Here is an 18,151-nt window from a genome sequence, read left to right as displayed (position 1 = left end):
CCGGCGGTGCCGCACTGCTGAGGCAGTGTGCGGCCTGAGGGGTGGTCAGCAGGTCAGTGGGGGAGTGTCTTGGCCGTGCGGGTCCGCCGCTGATGCCAGGCCCTCGTCAGCTGGCCGGCCAGGAGCAGTGCGCCCGACGTCGCCGCCGCCGCACGGATCGGACCGATGCCGGGGCTCGACCAGCCGTAGACCGCGGCCGCTGTGACCACCGGCAGAGCCGCGATGCGCAGCAGCCACCAGCGGGCCGGGTGGGGGTCGTGGCTGCCGGGGTCCGACGGGTGGGCGCCGTCCTGCGTCGTCATCGTGTCGCGTATGCCCGCGAGCAGGCCCCGGCGGGTGAGGACCCGGGCGCCGGGGAGCGTGTCCAGGATCTCCGGGCGGGTGCCGAAGTCCGCGGGGAGCGGGGGGAGGGCGAGGGCCGCCAGCAGGTCGGACTGGTGCTGGGGCGGGTTTCCCGTGGCACGGAGGATGTGGGTCAGGGGGCGTGGGTCCGGCAGGTCGTAGAGCCGGCACAGGGCGGCTGCCGTGGCGGCGGCCGCGGTGTGGTCGGGGGACGGCGACGTGGCGTTCCACTCGTGCGTGGCGAGCGGGCGGCCCTTGTGGAACAGGGTGAAGCCGCAGCGTTCGGGCGCGCGGCGCAGGACCAGCGTCGGCCACTTCTCGCCGGTGGTGAAATTGTCGGCCGCGGTGGTCAGCCGGTCCTCCGTGGACAGGACCGAGCGCTTGGCCGGCCCGGGGTCGGGAACGGCCTCGATGTACGTGTGTGTCGCCGATGCCGGGGCCGTACGCAGGGATACGCCGCACATCAGGGCCGCCTGGGCCACCTCCGCCGGTCGGGCCGCCGCTATCGCGAGGGCGCAGGGGGCGTCTTCCGTCCGGATGGGGGCCGGGACGACGGCCTGCGGGTGCGAGGGGCGGGAGAAGAACGGGGTTCTGGTCGCCACATGGATCCGGACGCCCGAGCGGATGTCGAGGAACTCCTGGCGCGGGTCGTCGCCGAAGTGCGCCCAGGGGTATGTGGTGGCGGTGGCGCCGATCGCGCGGAACGTGTCGAGGGCGTCGTGCCAGCGCTCCGCGCGCAGCAGCATCAGGGCCAGCTGGTTGCGGAAGCCCGCAGCCTCGCGGCTGCCCGGGGCGTACTCGGCGGAGAGCGCCAGGGCGCGGGTGACGGCCGCCGCCACACGGGGGGCGAACGGGTCGGGGGCGGCGGACGTCGGGCCTTCGGTGAGGACCTCGTACTCCAGCGCCGCCGACAGGGGCAGTGCGTGCAGCTTCGAGCCGGGCGGGGCCGTGGCGGCCGCGCCCTCGGCGAAGGCGAACATCTCCTCGTGCGAGCCGTACCACTTCGCGCAGAGGTACTGCAGGGCCGCCGTGTGACAGCCGTAGTGGTGCGGATCGCGGGCGGTGGCCTCGGCCCAGTAGTCGTCGAACACGGCGCGCGGGGCCTGGCTGCCCAGTGCGTGGGTGAGGGCGATGCGCCAGGGGACGGGGTCGGCCGGGTTGAGTCCGGCCGCAGCGCCGATCACCGGAACTGCGTCCTCCAGGAGCGCGAAGAAGGCCTGGAACTGGTCGCGCGAGACGCTCCGGGCGCGCTCCGGGGTACGGATCTCCCAGGCCTGGCCGATGCAGAGGTCCGCCTTGACCAGAGCCGCGTCCGGATCCTCGGGCGACTCGGCCAGCCACGCGTCCAGCCAGCCCGGATTGTGCAGCGCGCCGTCGGCGAGGCGCGCCACGTACCCGTCCCTCAGCTCCCACTGCGCGTGCGCGCGGGTCGCGGCGAGGAGACCGCGGGCGGGGCCGTGGTCGCCCGCGGTGGCGGCTGCCAGGGCCGTACGCAGCGCGGCGTCCGGCGAGTCGACGACCACCGCCTCGTCCGGCACCAGATCCGCACCGATCGTCGCACTGTGGCGCAGCACCCGGGGGAGCGTGAACAGGAAGGGAAGGCGCACGACGTCCTCGGGAGGGATCAGCCGGTCGGCGCCGTGGCCGCCGCGGAGGCCTGGACCTCGCCGCGGTGGCGTATCTGACGGAACGTGAAGTTCGTCAGGTCGTCGCCGACGGCGTAGACGTTCTTGTCGGCCGTGGTGACGTTCTTGCCGCTGGTGAACCCGCCGACGGTGAAGTAGGCGTAGCGGCCGTACGAGTTGGCGGTACGCCGGCAGACCGAGCCGCCGCGGCAGAACGTCGGCACGCCCGAGCCGCTCAGCGAGGCCAGGCCGCCGGACGCCTGCTGGGCCGCCTTCTTCGCCTGCGCCTCCGTCTCGAAGACCGCGACACCGACGGTCACGGCGACCCCGGCCCTGCTGTACGTGGCACGGATGACCTGGTCGCAGCCGTTGTTCGCGAGGATGGAGCCGAGTGCGCCCTGTGTGGTCGACGCGCAGTTCGTGGTGCGGTGCGTGGCGCCCTTCGCGTAGACGCGGTCGCCCATCGTCAGCTTCCGGCCGGGGTAGAAGGAGTCGACGGTGAGCGGTGCCCTGTCCTTCTTCACGTCGGAGATGTAGTCCTTCGGGTCCGGCGGGGGCGGAGGCGCCACCGTGGAGAAGGACGGCTCGGGCTCGGCCGAGTCGGTCGGCAGATCGGCGGGCCCGGGCAGCTGGCTCGCGTTCTTGCCCGTCCCGGTGGAGCCGCTGTTGTTGGTCGAGATGACGGCCGTCGCCACGATGGCTGCGACCGCGGCGGTGGCGAGCGCGCCGCCGCCGATCAGCAGCCACTTCTTTCGGCGGCTCCGCGCTGCAGATGCCTCGGCCAGCGCTGCCCAGTCCGGAGTCTGATTGCCCCCGGGCCCCCAGGAGGGCCCCCCTTGCCCAAAACTCATGCGGCGAATCCTAGACGGAACGTAAACCGGTTGGGCCAGGGCTTCGCGGGCCGTGACAATGCTGTGCATGGGACATCTTGAAGCGGGGCATCTGGAGTACTACCTACCGGACGGGCGGGTGCTGCTCGGCGATGCTTCGTTCCGGGTCGCGGACGGGGCCGTCGTCGCGCTCGTGGGGGCGAACGGCGCCGGGAAGACGACGCTGCTGCGCCTCCTGTCCGGGGACCTCCAGCCGCACGGGGGCACCGTGTCGGTGAGCGGCGGGCTCGGCGTGATGCCGCAGTTCGTGGGTTCGGTCCGGGACGACCGTACGGTCAGGGACCTGCTGGTCTCCGTCGCGCAGCCGCGCATCCGCGAGGCCGCGCAGGCGGTCGACAGGGCCGAGGAGCGGATCCTCACCGTCGACGACGAGGCCGCCCAGATGACGTACGCGCAGGCACTCAGCGACTGGGCGGAGGCCCGCGGCTACGAGGCCGAGACCGTCTGGGACATGTGCACCATGGCCGCGCTCGGCGTTCCGTACGAGAAGGCGCAGTGGCGCGAGGTGCGCACGCTCAGCGGGGGTGAGCAGAAGCGGCTCGTGCTGGAGGCGCTGCTGCGCGGCCCGGACGAGGTGCTGCTGCTCGACGAGCCGGACAACTATCTCGACGTCCCCGGCAAGCGGTGGCTGGAGTCGAAGCTCAAGGAGACGCGGAAGACGGTGCTCTTCGTCTCCCACGACCGGGAGCTGCTGTCCCGGGCCGCCGAGAAGATCGTCAGCGTGGAGCCCAGCCCGGCGGGCAGCGACGTGTGGGTGCACGGCGCCGGCTTCGATACGTACCACCAGGCCCGCAAGGAACGGTTCGCGCGGTTCGAGGAGCTGCTGCGGCGCTGGGAGGAGGAGCACGCCCGGCTGAAGGCGCTGGTCCTGCGGCTGCGCCAGCAGGCGGCGAACAGCCCCGACATGGCGTCGCGCTACCGGGCGATGCAGACCCGCTTCAAGAAGTTCGAGGACGCGGGGCCGCCGCCGGAGCCGCCGCGCGAGCAGGACATCAAGATGCGGCTGCGCGGTGGCCGCACCGGCGTGCGGGCGGTGACCTGCAAGGGGCTCGAACTGACCGGGCTGATGAAACCGTTCGACCTGGAGATCTTCTACGGGGAACGGGTCGCCGTCCTCGGCTCGAACGGGTCGGGCAAGTCACACTTCCTGCGGCTGCTCGCCGGGGAGCCGGTGGCGCACACGGGCGAGTGGAAGCTGGGCGCGCGGGTCGTGGCCGGGCACTTCGCGCAGACGCACGCCCATCCGGAGCTGATGGGGCACACGCTCGTCGAGATCCTGTGGACCGAGCACGCGAAGGACCGCGGCGGGGCCATGTCCGTACTGCGCCGGTACGAGCTGGAGCGGCAGGGGGACCAGCCCTTCGAGAAGCTGTCCGGAGGGCAGCAGGCGCGGTTCCAGATCCTGCTGCTGGAGCTGGCGGGGACCACGGCGCTGCTGCTGGACGAGCCGACGGACAACCTCGACCTGGAGTCGGCGGAGGCGCTGCAGGACGGGCTCGAGGTGTACGACGGGACCGTGATGGCCGTCACGCACGACCGGTGGTTCGCGAAGTCGTTCGACCGCTATCTGGTCTTCGGGTCGGACGGCGTGGTGCGGGAGACGGCGGAGCCGGTGTGGGACGAGCGGCGGGTGGAGCGGGCGCGGTAGGGGCGTGCGGGTGAGTGCGGGGGCTCCGCCCCCGTGCCCCCGCTCCTCGGACACCCGACGGGGCGGGTTCTGCGCGTGGCCCGCGGCGCGTTTTGACCCGTCCCGGGCGGGGCGGGTACTGTCGGGGGTTGTTATACGTATCGGCTTCGTCGTTCTCACGCGAAGAGCCCTTACGTAGGTTCTCTGGAGCAGTTACCAGTGGCTCGCATACGGGCAGCGTTCCCGGCATTGTGGGCCCCAGCTGCATGATCGCTTCAGGGGTGCCATGTGTCTGGACCTCATCCACTGAAGAAGCGAAGGCTACGAAGTGCGTACGTACAGCCCCAAGCCCGGCGATGTGACTCGCCAGTGGCACATCATCGACGCCGAGGACATCGTCCTGGGTCGTCTGGCCACCACGGCTGCGAACCTCCTCCGAGGCAAGCACAAGGCGATTTACGCCCCCCACATGGACATGGGCGACTTCGTCATCATCATCAACGCCGAGAAGGTTCACCTCTCCGGCAACAAGAAGACCCAGAAGATGGCGTACCGCCACTCCGGGTTCCCGGGTGGTCTGCGCTCCGTGCGCTACGACGAGCTGCTCTCCAAGAACCCGGAGAAGGCCGTCGAGAAGGCCATCAAGGGCATGATCCCCAAGAACACCCTGGGCCGTCAGATGCTCTCGAAGCTCAAGGTCTACGCGGGCGACCAGCACCCGCACGCTGCTCAGCAGCCTGTCCCGTTCGAGATCACCCAGGTCGCGCAGTAGTTCCGGCCTCCCCCTAAGACATAAAGAAAGATCTGAGGAGAATCGTGGCCGAGACCACTGTTGAGAACCCCATCGAGGGCACCGAGGGCGAAGAGGTCTTCGCCGAGGTGACCACCTTCGAGTCCGAGGTTCCCGTCGAGGGCGAGTACACCAGCGAGTCGCTGGCGTCCCGCTTCGGCGACCCGCAGCCTGCCGCCGGCCTTGGCCGTCGGAAGAACGCCATCGCCCGCGTCCGGATCGTTCCGGGCACCGGCAAGTGGAAGATCAACGGTCGCACCCTTGAGGACTACTTCCCCAACAAGGTGCACCAGCAGGAAGTCAACGAGCCCTTCAAGGTGCTCGAGCTCGACAACCGCTACGACGTCATCGCCCGCATCTCGGGTGGCGGCGTCTCGGGTCAGGCCGGTGCCCTGCGCCTCGGCGTCGCCCGTGCGCTGAACGAGGCGGACGTGGACAACAACCGCGCCCCGCTGAAGAAGGCCGGCTTCCTCTCCCGCGACGACCGTGCGGTCGAGCGCAAGAAGGCCGGTCTCAAGAAGGCCCGTAAGGCCCCGCAGTACAGCAAGCGCTAAACCGCCTGCTCACCTGCTTTACGCGAACGCCCCGGGGGCACTCCTTGTGCCCCCGGGGCGTTCGTTTATCGACGCCTGCGGGCGTATAACGGCATGAGACGTTCATAGGCCCGCCGGTCGGCATCGCTGCTCGCGTTGCCCGGCGTCTCGCCTTGCGCCCCGCCCTGTGTCGTTTTGACTTGTCATGGGCTCGGTTTGCTTTTGCGGTTCGGTTTCGGAGCATCTTCGGAGGACATCAGTGGGACGACTCTTCGGCACGGACGGTGTGCGCGGTGTCGCCAATGCGGACCTGACGGCCGAGCTCGCGCTCGGTCTGTCGGTCGCAGCGGCGCATGTGCTCGCGGAGGCGGGCACCTTTGTCGAGGGGCGGCGTCCGACGGCCGTGGTCGGTCGTGACCCGCGTGCATCCGGGGAGTTCCTGGAGGCGGCCGTGGTGGCCGGTCTGGCGAGCGCGGGCGTGGACGTCCTGCGCGTCGGTGTGCTGCCCACCCCTGCGGTGGCGTACCTCACCGGCGCGCTGGGCGCCGACCTCGGCGTGATGCTCTCCGCCAGCCACAACGCCATGCCGGACAACGGCATCAAGTTCTTCGCCCGCGGCGGTCACAAGCTCGCCGACGAGCTGGAGGGCCGGATCGAGACGGTCTACGAGCAGCACCGCACCGGTGAGCCGTGGGAGCGCCCGACCGGCGCCGGCGTGGGACGCGTCACCGAGTACACCGAGGGCTTCGACCGGTACGTCGCCCACCTCATCGCCGTCCTCCCGAACCGGCTCGACGGGCTGAAGGTCGTCCTCGACGAGGCGCACGGTGCGGCCTCCCGGGTCTCGCCCGAGGCCTTCGCACGGGCCGGCGCCGAGGTGATCACGATCGGTGCCGACCCGGACGGTCTGAACATCAACGCCGGCTGCGGCTCCACCCACCTGGACCTGCTGAAGGCCGCCGTCGTCGAGCACGGCGCCGACCTCGGCATCGCGCACGACGGCGACGCCGACCGCTGCCTCGCCGTGGACGCCACGGGCGCGGAGGTCGACGGTGACCAGATCCTGGCCGTGCTCGCCCTCGCCATGCGCGAGGCCGGGCAGCTGCGCAAGGACACCGTGGTCGGCACGGTCATGTCCAACCTCGGCTTCAAGATCGCCATGGAGCGGGAGGGTATCCACCTCGTCCAGACCGCCGTCGGCGACCGTTACGTGCTGGAGTCGATGAAGGCGGAGGGCTTCGCGCTGGGCGGCGAGCAGTCCGGCCATGTCATCGTCCTCGACCACGCCACGACCGGCGACGGCACGCTGACCGGCCTGATGCTGGCGGCCCGGGTCGTCGCCACCGGCCGTACGCTCGCGGAGCTCGCCGAGGTCATGGAGCGGCTCCCGCAGATACTGATCAACGTTCCGGACGTCGACAAGTCCCGGGTCTCCACCTCGGTGGAGCTGGCGGCCGCGGTCGACGAGGCGGAGCGTGAACTGGGCGACACCGGGCGTGTACTGCTGCGTCAGTCGGGCACCGAGCCGCTGGTACGGGTCATGGTCGAGGCGGCCGACATCGACCAGGCACGGGCGGTGGCCGGGCGGCTCGCCGATGTGGTGAAGTCCGCGCTCGGGTAGCGCGTGATCCTGTCGTTCCGTTACGCCGGAGGGGCCCGATGCACGCATCGGGCCCCTCCGGCGTACTGCTTCCCGGGGCGGCGGCGTACCGCTGATCAGCCCTGGGAGGCGCCGGGGGGCGCGGCGGCGATCCGGCGGCGGCGGGCGGCCCACAGCGCCTTCTGGACCAGCAGCGTCAGCGTCCCCGCGAGCACGATCCCGCCGAGGTTCGCCATCAGCTGGCTCACCGAGCCCGACGTCTGCCCGTAGTCCCGGTAACTGAGCGCCACCGCCGCATTGGCCGCGGCCGGCACGGTCGTCACCGAGATCGCGACGCCGATCAGTGCCCCGGACTTCGCCGAGGTGAGGGAGAGAGTCCCGGCGATGCCCGCCAGGAACGCCACCACGAACGACATCCAGTCCGGCTGCCAGATGAACGCCGTGTTGGGCCGGGGCGCCTCGATCATCGCGTACGTGAACAGGCCGAAGGCGTTCATCATCCAGGCGAAGCCGGCCGTAACCGCCATGGCGACGGCGAAGCCGACGACGAGCGTCCACAGCGACCGCCACGCCAGACGGGGGGCGCGCTGCACCAGCGCCGTGGAAATACCGGCCAGGGGCCCGAACTCGGGGCCCACCGCCATCGCTCCCACGATCAGGATCGCGTTGTCGAGCATCACGCCGCAGGCGGCGAGCATCGTCGCGACCGACAGGAACGCCGCATAGGTGACGCTGAACGTCGACTCCTCGTGGGTCGCGTCCGTCAGCTCCTCCCACAGCACCGCGTCGACGCCCTCGCCCGGCGCCTCCTCCTCGGCGCGGTCGGCATGCGCGGAGAGCATCAGGTCCGTGTTCTCGACGGTGATCGAGCCGGACCTGTCGATGCCGAGCCTGCGCAGTGCGGAGATCAGCTCGTCGCCCGCCTCGCGCGCCACGTCGAACAGCACCACGTCGCCCGCCGGGTTGCGGGCGGCCGCGGGCAGCACCACCAGGTGCGTGGTGCCGACGGTGTGCTCGACGAGGTGCAGCACCTCGTCCGTACGGTCGGCGGGGACGATCAGGCGCAGGTGCAGCACGCGGGTACTCCCGGGGCGCTCGGGGACTCAGAGTTTGCGCAGCGACAGACGCTGGACCTTGTGGTCCGCGCCCTTGCGCAGCACCAGGGTGGCACGGCCCCGGGTGGGCGCCACATTCTCCAGCAGATTGGGCTTGTTGATGGTCCGCCACATGGTGCGGGCGTACTCCATGGCCTCCTCCTCGGAGACCTGGGTGTACTTGCGGAAGTACGAGGACGGGTCCTGGAACGCGGTCTCACGCAGCTTGCGGAAACGGCTGAGATACCAGGTCTCGATGTCCTCGGGCCGCGCGTCCACGTACACACTGAAGTCGAAGTAGTCGGCGAGCCCGACCCTGGTGCGGCCGTCCTTGCCGGGCAGCGCGGGCTGCAGCACGTTGAGGCCCTCGACGATCAGGATGTCGGGGCGGCGCACGGTGAGCCGCTCGCCCGGCACGATGTCGTAGATCAGGTGCGAGTAGACGGGCGCCGTCACCTCGTCCTTGCCGGCTTTGATGTCCGCGACGAAACGGGTCAGGGCACGCCGGTCGTACGACTCCGGGAACCCCTTGCGCGACATCAGCCCGCGCGCCTGGAGCTCCTTCATCGGCAGCAGGAATCCGTCCGTGGTCACCAGCTCCACCCGGGGGTGCTCGGGCCAGCGGGCCAGCAGCGCCTGGAGGATACGGGCGCTGGTCGACTTGCCGACGGCGACACTGCCCGCGACCCCTATGACGAACGGGGTGCCGCGCTGAGCGCCGTGGCCGTTGCCCGCGTCCCCGAGGAAGGTGTTGAGGGCGCCGCGCAGGCCGGAGGTGGCCTGGACGTAGAGATTGAGGAGCCGCGAGAGCGGCAGGTACACGTCCCGCACCTCGTCGAGGTCGATGACGTCCCCGAGTCCGCGCAGCTGCTCCACCTCGGCGGCGGTCAGCGGCAGCGGGGTCTTGTCGCGCAGGGCACTCCATTCGGCGCGGGACAGGTCGACGTACGGCGTCGCAGCGGGCTCGGCGCGTCGATGGGTGCTCCGTGGCGGCGAAGTGATCACGGGTTCATTGTCGCGGGAGTTTCAGCGGAGTGGGGGGTGGGGTCGGTCACGTGGAGGCGGTTCCGGGCGGGGCCCGTATGTCCGGGCGGGCCCGGAACCGCACCTCTGATCACGAACTGCAGGGCGGACCGCAGGGTGTGGTCCCAGGGGAGGCCCTGAAGGCGCCGGCTCGGCCGGATGCGGGTGAGAGCGTCCCGGTGTCCGGTGATGGTGTGCGGGGGCGTCCGATCCGTGCCGGCCGGGAGTTTGCCGTCACGTCACCGGCCGGCGCCCGCGCCGCCCGGGAGAACGGCGCCGACCGGGTCGAGCTCTGCACCGCCCCCGAACTGGGCGGCCTGACCCCGTCGGCAGCCCTGGTGGAGGCGGTCGCCGGGGAGGGGCTGCCGGTGCAGGTGCTGGTCAGGTGCCGGCCCGGCGACTTCGTCCATGACGCGGAGGAGATCGCGCTGATGGCCGCCGGGGTGAGGTCCGTCATTGCTTCCGGTGCCTCCGGCGTGGTGATCGGCGCGCTGACCGCCGACGGCGCCCTGGACACCGTGGCGGTCGCCCGGCTCGCCGAGGCGGCCCGGGCCTCGGGGCACCCGGTGGACATCACCCTGCACCGCGCCGTCGACCGGTCCGCCGACCCGGTGGCCACCGCCGCACTGCTGCCCTCGCTCGGCCTCACCAGGGATCTCGACGTGGCCACAGAGAGTCCGGCCCGGATGGCCGACATTGCGGCCGCTCTCCGAGCGGGGCTCGAGGGGCGGGGCTGGCGGGTGCGGCAGATCGAGACGGATCCGTTGTCCGCTCGGCTGGTAGTCACTGACGCGGGCACCGGTGAGCAGTGCGAGGTGGACATCCTCAAAGAGGCGCTCTGGTATCCGGCCGTGCAGACCGATTGCGGTCCCGTGCTCGCCGTCGAGGATGTCGTCGGGACGAAGGTGCGCGCCCTGGCCGACCGCGGACTTCCCCGGGACCTGATCGACGTTCACGCCGCCTCCGATCGCTGGCCCGAGGCGGAACTGGAGGCGTTCGGGCGCCGTCATGCGCGAGAGGAGTTCTCCCTCGTGGACCTCCGGGCGCGACTGGCCGGGGCGTACTGGATCGACGCCGCCGAGTTCGAGGCCTACGGCCTGACCGACCCTCAGATCGCAGCGCTCCGGCGGTGGGCGCAGGAGTGGGAAGCGGATCTCGGGCTGCGGCTGGCAGAGGATTACGGCGACTGCGCCGACGAATGATCCCGGGCGCCCCGCTCCCCTTCTGCGACGATGCCGAGTGAAGTGAGGGGAGGGCGGCCACGAAAGGATCGGGAGCGTTATGTGTGGAATCGTCGGGTACGTCGGTGGGCAGTCCGCGCTTGATGTCGTCGTCGCAGGGCTGAAGCGCCTCGAATACCGGGGTTACGACTCCGCGGGCGTCGCCGTCCTCGCGGACGGCGGGCTGGCCTCCGTGAAGAAGGCCGGGAAGCTCGTCAATCTGGAGAAGGCGCTGGGTGAGCAGCCGCTCCCGGCCGGTACCACCGCGATCGGGCACACCCGCTGGGCCACCCACGGCGGTCCCACCGACGCCAATGCCCACCCCCATCTCGACAACGCGGGGCGCGTCGCCGTCGTGCACAACGGGATCATCGAGAATTTCGCCGCGCTGCGTGCCGAACTCGCCGAGCGCGGGCACGACCTGGCGTCCGAGACCGACACCGAGGTCGTCGCCCATCTGCTTGCCGAGGCGTACTCGTCGAGCGGTGATCCGGCGGAGGCGATGCGGCAGGTGTGCCGGCAGCTCGAAGGGGCGTTCACTCTCGTCGCCGTGCACGCCGATGAACCGGACGTGGTGGTGGGGGCCCGGCGGAACTCACCGCTGGTGGTCGGGGTCGGGGACGGTGAGGCGTTCCTGGCCTCCGATGTGGCCGCGTTCATCGCGCACACCCGGTCCGCGATCGAGCTGGGGCAGGATCAGGTCGTCGAGCTGCGCCGGGAGTCCGTCACGGTCACGGACTTCGGCGGGCAGCCCGCCGAAGTCCGCGAGTACCACGTGGACTGGGACGCGTCCGCCGCCGAGAAGGGCGGCTACGACTACTTCATGCTCAAGGAGATCGCCGAGCAGCCGAAGGCCGTGGCCGACACCCTCCTCGGGCGGATCGACGGCGCCGGCACGCTCCACCTCGACGAGGTGCGCATCCCGCCGCATGTGCTCCGGGAGGTCGACAAGGTCGTCATCGTCGCCTGCGGGACCGCGTTCCACGCCGGGATGATCGCCAAGTACGCCATCGAACACTGGACCCGGCTGCCCTGCGAGACGGAGCTCGCCAGCGAGTTCCGCTACCGCGACCCGATCCTCGACCAGCGCACCCTGGTCATCGCGATCTCCCAGTCCGGGGAGACGATGGACACGCTGATGGCGCTGCGGCACGCCCGCGAGCAGGGCGCGAAGGTCCTCGCCATCTGCAACACCAACGGGTCGACCATTCCGCGCGAGTCCGACGCCGTGCTGTACACGCACGCCGGGCCGGAGGTCGCCGTCGCCTCGACCAAGGCGTTCCTGACACAGCTCGTCGCCTGCTATCTCGTCGCCCTGTATCTCGGCCAGACCCGCGGGACGAAGTGGGGCGACGAGATCCGGACCGTCGTGCGGCAGCTCTCCGAGGTCCCCGGGCAGGTCGAGCGGGTCCTGGCGACCATGGAGCCGGTGCGCGCGCTGGCCCGTTCGCTGGCGCACCACGACACGGTCCTCTTCCTGGGGCGCCATGTGGGCTATCCGGTGGCCCTCGAAGGCGCGTTGAAGCTCAAGGAGCTCGCGTACATGCACGCCGAGGGCTTCGCGGCCGGTGAGCTCAAGCACGGGCCGATCGCGCTCATCGAGGACGATCTGCCGGTCGTCGTGGTCGTGCCGTCGCCGCGTGGCCGGTCGGTGCTCCACGAGAAGATCGTGTCGAACATCCAGGAGATCCGGGCCCGCGGTGCCCGCACCGTCGTCATCGCGGAGGAGGGCGACGAGGCAGTCGTTCCGTACGCCGATCATCTGATCTGGATTCCGGTAACGCCTACGCTTCTCCAGCCGCTGGTGGCGACCGTGCCGCTGCAGGTTTTCGCCTGCGAACTGGCCACCGCCCGCGGCAACGAGGTGGACCAGCCGCGCAATCTGGCGAAGTCCGTCACCGTCGAGTGAGACCGGCCGCCCCCCATGTGCCGGCCGGTCTAAGTCAATGAACCAGCGAATGAGTGAGTGAGCGCGTGATCATCGGGGTCGGGATCGATGTGGCGGAGATCGAACGGTTCGAGGCCGCGCTGGAGCGCACGCCACATCTGGCTCAGCGGCTCTTCCTGGACAGCGAACTGCTGCTGCCCAGCGGCGAGCGGCGCGGAGTCGCCTCGTTGGCCGCCAGGTTCGCCGCCAAGGAGGCCGTCGCGAAGGCGCTCGGCGCGCCCGCCGGGCTGCTCTGGACGGATGCCGAGGTGTTCGTCGAGGACAGCGGGCAGCCCCGGCTGCGGGTCGTCGGCACGGTCGCCGCGCGCGCGGCCCAGCTGGGCGTGCGGCACTGGCACGTCTCGCTGAGCCACGACGCGGGGGTGGCGTCGGCCGTGGTGATCGCGGAGGGTTGACCGTATGCGAACTGCGTACAGCGTGGAGACCGTGCGGGCCGCGGAGCGCGCCCTGATGGCACGGCTGCCCGAGGGCGCCCTCATGCAGCGGGCCGCCGCGGGCCTTGCCGCGGCCTGCGCCGATCTGCTGCGGCGGAGCGGCCGGGTGTACGGGTCCCGGGTCGTCCTGCTCGTCGGCAGCGGTGACAACGGCGGCGACGCGCTGTACGCGGGGGCCCGGCTGGCCCGGCGCGGTGCGGGCGTCCGCGCGCTGCTGACCGCGCCGGACCGCGCCCACGAGGGCGGACTCGCGGCGCTCCGCGCGGCCGGCGGGCGGGTGGCGGACGCCGCGGACGCGGACGCGTTCCCGGCCGGCCGCGTCGATCTCGTCGTCGACGGCATCACCGGCATCGGCGGCCGCGGCGGGCTTCGCGAGGGCGCGGCCGCGCTGGTGCGGGCCGTCGAGGCGACCGGGGCGCCGATCGTCGCCGTCGATCTGCCCAGCGGTGTCGAGGCGGACACCGGGGAGGTGCTCGGCGACTGCGTGCGGGCCGATGCGACGGTCACCTTCGGCACGTACAAACCGGGGCTGCTCGTCGACCCGGCCGCCGACCGGGCGGGCGCGCTGCACCTCGTCGACATCGGGCTCGGTGAGGAACTGCCCGACGTTCCCGATCTGGAGGCGCTGCAGTACGCGGATGTCGCCGCGCTCCTGCCGCTTCCCGGCAGTGAGAGCGACAAGTACCGGCGCGGGGTCGTCGGCATCGTTGCCGGGTCCGCCCGGTATCCGGGGGCGGCGGTGCTCGCCGTCGGCGGGGCGCTGCGGGGCGGTGCGGGGGCGGTGCGGTATGTCGGTCCCGGCGCCGACGCCGTGATCGCCCGGCACCCCGAGACCCTCGTCCACGCGGGGCCGCCGTCGAAGGCGGGACGGGTGCAGGCGTGGGTCGTCGGCCCCGGGCTCGGTGACGGCACGGCGGCCGTCTCGGCGGTCGCCGATGTGCTGGCCGCCGACGTCCCGGTGCTGGTGGACGCGGACGGGCTGCGGCTGCTCGACGCACCCGTCGTACGGTCGCGCACCGCGCCGACGCTGCTGACCCCGCACGCCGGGGAGGCCGCCGCGCTGCTCGGCGTCCCGCGCGAGGCGGTCGAGGCGGGGCGGCTCGCCGCCGTCCGCGAGCTCGCCGCCCGCTTCCGTGCCACCGTGCTGCTCAAGGGCTCGACGACCCTCGTCGCCACCGACACCGAGCGCACGCCCGTCCGGGTCAACCCGACCGGTACCTCCTGGCTGGCCACGGCGGGCAGCGGCGACGTCCTCTCGGGGCTGACCGGCTCCCTGCTGGCCGCGGGCCTCGCCCCGCGCGACGCCGCCTCCGTGGGCGCGTATCTGCACGGTCTGGCGGCCCGGCTCGCCTCGGACGGCGGTCCGGTCGCCGCACAGGACGTCGCGGACGCGGTCCCCGCGGCGTGGCGGGACGTACGGGCCTGAGCCATTCTGGGCAGCAGCGCACGAGGAACGGCAAGGAACCGCAGACAAGAGCCGGTGAGGAGTGGTCGGCGGTGGGCAACAGCTCCCTACGCGTACGCCGGGTGTACGACCCGCAGGAGGACGGTGACGGGACCCGCGTCCTCGTCGACCGGCTCTGGCCCCGTGGCGTCGCCAAGGAACGGGCCGCGATCGACCGGTGGCTCAAGGACCTCACCCCGACGAACGAACTGCGCTCCTGGTACCACGAGGACCGCACCGGCACCCGCTACGACGAGTTCGTCGACCGCTACCGTGCCGAACTCGCCGGCCCCTCCTGCGCGGCGGCGGTCGAGGAGCTGGTGGAGCTGGTCCGCGGTGGACCGGTCACCCTGGTCACGGCGGTGAAGGACGTCCCGAGGAGCCATGTCCCGGTCCTCGTCGAGCACGTGGAACATGAGCTGCGCCGTCGATGATGCCTGCGGTGCCGTGCCGGGGACCGCTGACGCGCCTCGCCGGACCTGCCGGCTGAAGGTCCTGTCGTGCGCCTCTGAGAGACTGGGCGCGATGAACGAGACAGCGTCCTTGAGAGCCCGGGCCGAGATCGACCTCGCCGCACTGCGCGCCAACGTGCGTGCCCTGCGTGCCCGGGCGGCCGGCGCGCACCTCATGGCCGTCGTCAAGTCCGACGCCTACGGGCACGGGGCGGTGCCCTGCGCCAGGGCCGCGATCGAGGCCGGGGCGACCTGGCTCGGCACCGCGACGCCGCACGAGGCGCTGGCCCTGCGCGCCGCCGGGCTCGGCGGCCGGATGATGTGCTGGCTGTGGACGCCGGGCGGCCCCTGGCGCGAGGCGATCGAGGCCGACATCGACGTGTCGGTGAGCGGCATGTGGGCGCTGCGCGAGGTCGTCGCCGCGGCCGGGGAGGCCGGCCGGCCGGCCCGGGTCCAGCTCAAGGCCGACACGGGCCTCGGCCGCAGCGGCTGCCAGCCCGCCGACTGGCCCGAGCTGGTCGCCGCCGCCCGCACCGCCGAGGAGGCGGGCACCGTCCGGATCACCGGCCTCTGGTCCCACTTCGCCTGCGCGGACGAGCCGGGCCATCCGTCGATCGGCGCCCAGCTGGCCGTGTACCGGGACATGGTGGCGTACGCGGAGAAGGCGGGGATCGAACCCGAGGTGCGGCACATCGCCAACTCCCCGGCGACGCTGACGATCCCCGAGTCGCACTTCGATCTCGTACGGACCGGAATCGCCATGTACGGCATCTCGCCCAGCCCCGAGCTCGGCACCCCGGCCGACTTCGGGCTGCGCCCGGTGATGACGCTCGCGGCGTCGCTCGCCCTGGTCAAGCAGGTGCCGGCCGGTCACGGCGTCAGTTACGGGCACCACTACACGACATCGGCCGAAACGACGCTCGGCCTGGTCCCGCTCGGCTATGCGGACGGCATCCCGCGCCACGCCTCCGGGCGCGGCCCGGTCCTGGTCGGCGGTGCGTGGCGGCGGATCGCGGGCCGGGTGGCGATGGACCAGTTCGTCGTCGACCTCGACGGGGACGCCGTCGAGGCGGGCAGCGAGGCGGTGCTGTTCGGCCCGGGGGACCGGGGAGAGCCGAGCGCCGAGGACTGGGCGGAGGCCGCCGGCACGATCGCGTACGAGATCGTCACGCGCATCGGCGGACGCGTACCGCGCGTCTATCTCAACGAGACACCGGCCGATCCGGTCTGATCAGGCATGTTCAGTATGTCCTGCACGTCCCGTCCTGACCCGATCTGACGGACAACGACCGACGAGGAGCGCGCACCGGTGAGCGAGAGCAGCGCGGGGGATGCGATGGCGACAGTGACCGCTGTGGCGGTCGGCTGGCGCCGGGCAGGCATCGCCGGAGCCGCCATAGGCGTGATCGCGGCCGGTGCGGCGGCCGGTGTGGCGGTCGAGCGGATGACCGTCGGCCGGGGCATGCGCAGGAGGGCCAGGCTGGCGCTGGACGCCTCAGGACCGTACGGCTCGCTGCGCGGCATGCCCGGCCGGGCCACTGCAGATGACGGCACCGAGCTGTACTACGAGGTCGACCACGTCGAGCCGGACGGCGGTACGGGTGCGGGCAACGGACCGGGCGCGGGCGCCGCGGCCGGCGGCACCGGATCGCGCCGGCGGCGGCTCTTCGGCCGTAAGGCCCCCGGGCCCGTCACCGTCGTCTTCAGCCATGGTTACTGCCTCAGCCAGGACTCCTGGCACTTCCAGCGGGCGGCGCTGCGCGGGCTGGTGCGTACGGTGCACTGGGACCAGCGCAGCCACGGCCGCTCCGAGCGCGGCCGGGACCAGGCCCAGGGCGTGACGGTCGGCATCGACCAGCTCGGCCGGGACCTGAAGGCGGTCATCGACGCGGCCGCCCCCGAGGGCCGGCTGGTGCTGGTCGGGCACTCGATGGGCGGCATGACGATCATGGCGCTGGCCGATCAGTACCCCCAGCTGGTGCGGGACCGGGTTGCCGCGGTCGCGTTCGTCGGAACGTCGAGCGGGAAGCTCGGCGAGGTCAGCTTCGGGCTGCCGGTCGCGGGCGTGAACGCCGTGCGGCGGGTGCTGCCCGGGGTGCTGAAGGCGCTCGGCTCGCAGGCGGAGCTGGTGGAGCGGGGGCGGCGGGCGACCGCCGATCTCTTCGCCGGGCTGATCAAGCGGTACTCGTTCGGCTCGCGGGACGTGGACCCGGCGGTCGAGCGGTTCGCCGAGCGGCTGATCGAGTCCACCCCGATCGACGTGGTCGCGGAGTTCTACCCGGCCTTCACCGAACACGACAAGAGCGCGGCGCTGCCCGCGTTCCTCGACGTTCCGGTACTGATCCTGGCGGGCGACAAGGACCTGGTGACGCCCAGCTCGCACAGCGAGACCATCGCCGACCACCTGCCGGAGGCGGAGCTGGTCATCGTTCCGGACGCCGGGCATCTGGTGATGCTGGAGCACCCGGAGACGGTGACCGACCGGCTGGCGGACCTGTTGGTACGGATCGGGGCCGTACCGGCACCGACTAACGTTGGCGGGCATGGAAGCAGCGCACAACAGCCTGGCGGCTGAGCCCGGACGGGCCCCGGTCGCGCACACCGCGCCCGGGGACGCCCCGGTCACCGCCCGCCTCGACGTCACCTCCCCCGAACAGATGCAGGACCTGGGCCGCCGGATCGCCGGTCTGCTGCGCCCCGGCGACCTCGTGATGCTCAGCGGGGAGCTCGGCGCGGGCAAGACGACGCTGACCCGGGGGCTCGGCGAGGGCCTCGGGGTGCGCGGCGCCGTCACCTCCCCCACCTTCGTGATCGCCCGCGTCCACCCGTCGCTGGGCACCGGACCGGCGCTCGTCCACGTCGATGCGTACCGGCTGGGCGGCGGGCTCGACGAGATGGAGGACCTGGACCTCGACGTCTCGCTGCCGGAGTCCGTGGTGGTCGTGGAATGGGGTGACGGCAAGGTCGAGGACCTGTCGGACGACCGGCTGCAGGTGGTGATCCACCGCGCGGTCGGAGACACGGACGACGAGCGGCGCTCGGTGACGCTGGTCGGGATCGGCGCGCGCTGGTCCGGGCTGCGGACGGAGCTGGAAGCGGGGCGCCGGGACCGCTGAGCGGAGTTTTCCG

General features: G+C 72.0%; 16 protein-coding genes. 12 read left to right on the top strand and 4 right to left on the bottom strand.

Annotated features, from left to right (window positions below):
- Positions 1–53: 53 nt before the first annotated feature.
- Positions 54–1,949 (bottom strand): hypothetical protein, encoded by a 1,896-nt coding sequence (locus tag OG878_RS16765; RefSeq protein WP_328887552.1) that lies wholly within the window; start codon positions 1,947–1,949, stop codon positions 54–56.
- A gap of 17 nt (positions 1,950–1,966) precedes the next feature.
- Positions 1,967–2,818: a hypothetical protein gene (locus tag OG878_RS16760; RefSeq protein WP_328887551.1), complete on the bottom strand. Its 852-nt coding sequence runs from the start codon at positions 2,816–2,818 to the stop codon at positions 1,967–1,969.
- A gap of 58 nt (positions 2,819–2,876) precedes the next feature.
- Between OG878_RS16760 and OG878_RS16755 the strand changes: the two genes are divergently transcribed.
- From OG878_RS16755 to glmM, 4 genes are all read left to right on the top strand, one after another.
- Positions 2,877–4,505 carry an ABC-F family ATP-binding cassette domain-containing protein gene (locus OG878_RS16755; RefSeq protein WP_328891270.1) on the top strand — a complete coding sequence of 543 codons (1,629 nt, stop codon included), beginning with the start codon at positions 2,877–2,879 and terminating at the stop codon, positions 4,503–4,505.
- Positions 4,506–4,812: 307 nt separating this feature from the next.
- Entirely contained in the window at positions 4,813–5,256 is a 444-nt protein-coding gene (gene rplM / locus OG878_RS16750) for a 50S ribosomal protein L13 (RefSeq protein WP_030914195.1), read from the top strand.
- A 44-nt stretch (positions 5,257–5,300) separates the two neighbouring features.
- The gene (gene rpsI, locus OG878_RS16745) at positions 5,301–5,828 is read left to right on the top strand and encodes a 30S ribosomal protein S9 (protein ID WP_030979658.1); all 528 of its coding nucleotides are present in this window, start codon (positions 5,301–5,303) and stop codon (positions 5,826–5,828) included.
- A 238-nt stretch (positions 5,829–6,066) separates the two neighbouring features.
- Positions 6,067–7,428, top strand: a complete 1,362-nt coding sequence (glmM, locus tag OG878_RS16740) for a phosphoglucosamine mutase (protein WP_328887550.1) — start codon at positions 6,067–6,069, stop codon at positions 7,426–7,428.
- A gap of 95 nt (positions 7,429–7,523) precedes the next feature.
- Here the strand turns inward: glmM and OG878_RS16735 are convergent, their stop codons facing one another.
- Entirely contained in the window at positions 7,524–8,483 is a 960-nt protein-coding gene (locus tag OG878_RS16735; protein WP_328887549.1) for a DUF389 domain-containing protein, read from the bottom strand.
- A gap of 27 nt (positions 8,484–8,510) precedes the next feature.
- Complete coding sequence (gene coaA / locus OG878_RS16730; protein WP_328887548.1) at positions 8,511–9,506, bottom strand: type I pantothenate kinase; 996 nt, start codon at positions 9,504–9,506, stop codon at positions 8,511–8,513.
- A 77-nt stretch (positions 9,507–9,583) separates the two neighbouring features.
- On the opposite strand from coaA, the gene OG878_RS16725 reads away from it, so the two are divergent.
- From OG878_RS16725 to tsaE, 8 genes are all read left to right on the top strand, one after another.
- Positions 9,584–10,726: a copper homeostasis protein CutC gene (locus tag OG878_RS16725; protein ID WP_328891269.1), complete on the top strand. Its 1,143-nt coding sequence runs from the start codon at positions 9,584–9,586 to the stop codon at positions 10,724–10,726.
- A gap of 79 nt (positions 10,727–10,805) precedes the next feature.
- Positions 10,806–12,653 (top strand): glutamine--fructose-6-phosphate transaminase (isomerizing), encoded by a 1,848-nt coding sequence (gene glmS / locus OG878_RS16720; protein WP_328887547.1) that lies wholly within the window; start codon positions 10,806–10,808, stop codon positions 12,651–12,653.
- 65 nt (positions 12,654–12,718) lie between these two features.
- Entirely contained in the window at positions 12,719–13,087 is a 369-nt protein-coding gene (locus tag OG878_RS16715) for a holo-ACP synthase (RefSeq protein ID WP_277329794.1), read from the top strand.
- Between the two features lie 4 nt (positions 13,088–13,091).
- On the top strand, positions 13,092–14,552 hold the full coding sequence (locus OG878_RS16710; protein ID WP_328887546.1) for an NAD(P)H-hydrate dehydratase: 1,461 nt from the start codon (positions 13,092–13,094) through the stop codon (positions 14,550–14,552).
- 71 nt (positions 14,553–14,623) lie between these two features.
- Positions 14,624–15,004, top strand: a complete 381-nt coding sequence (locus OG878_RS16705) for a DUF488 domain-containing protein (RefSeq protein ID WP_328887545.1) — start codon at positions 14,624–14,626, stop codon at positions 15,002–15,004.
- Positions 15,005–15,095: 91 nt separating this feature from the next.
- Positions 15,096–16,253, top strand: a complete 1,158-nt coding sequence (gene alr, locus OG878_RS16700) for an alanine racemase (RefSeq protein WP_328887544.1) — start codon at positions 15,096–15,098, stop codon at positions 16,251–16,253.
- Positions 16,254–16,331: 78 nt separating this feature from the next.
- On the top strand, positions 16,332–17,597 hold the full coding sequence (locus tag OG878_RS16695) for an alpha/beta fold hydrolase (protein ID WP_328887543.1): 1,266 nt from the start codon (positions 16,332–16,334) through the stop codon (positions 17,595–17,597).
- Positions 17,566–18,138 (top strand): tRNA (adenosine(37)-N6)-threonylcarbamoyltransferase complex ATPase subunit type 1 TsaE, encoded by a 573-nt coding sequence (tsaE, locus tag OG878_RS16690; protein WP_277327877.1) that lies wholly within the window; start codon positions 17,566–17,568, stop codon positions 18,136–18,138. Before OG878_RS16695 ends, tsaE begins: the two co-directional genes overlap by 32 nt.
- Positions 18,139–18,151 lie beyond the last annotated feature (13 nt).

It is taken from the genome of Streptomyces sp. NBC_00316 (genome assembly GCF_036158715.1).
GTDB lineage: Bacteria > Actinomycetota > Actinomycetes > Streptomycetales > Streptomycetaceae > Streptomyces.
This window is presented reverse-complemented; position numbering and strand designations above follow the sequence as displayed.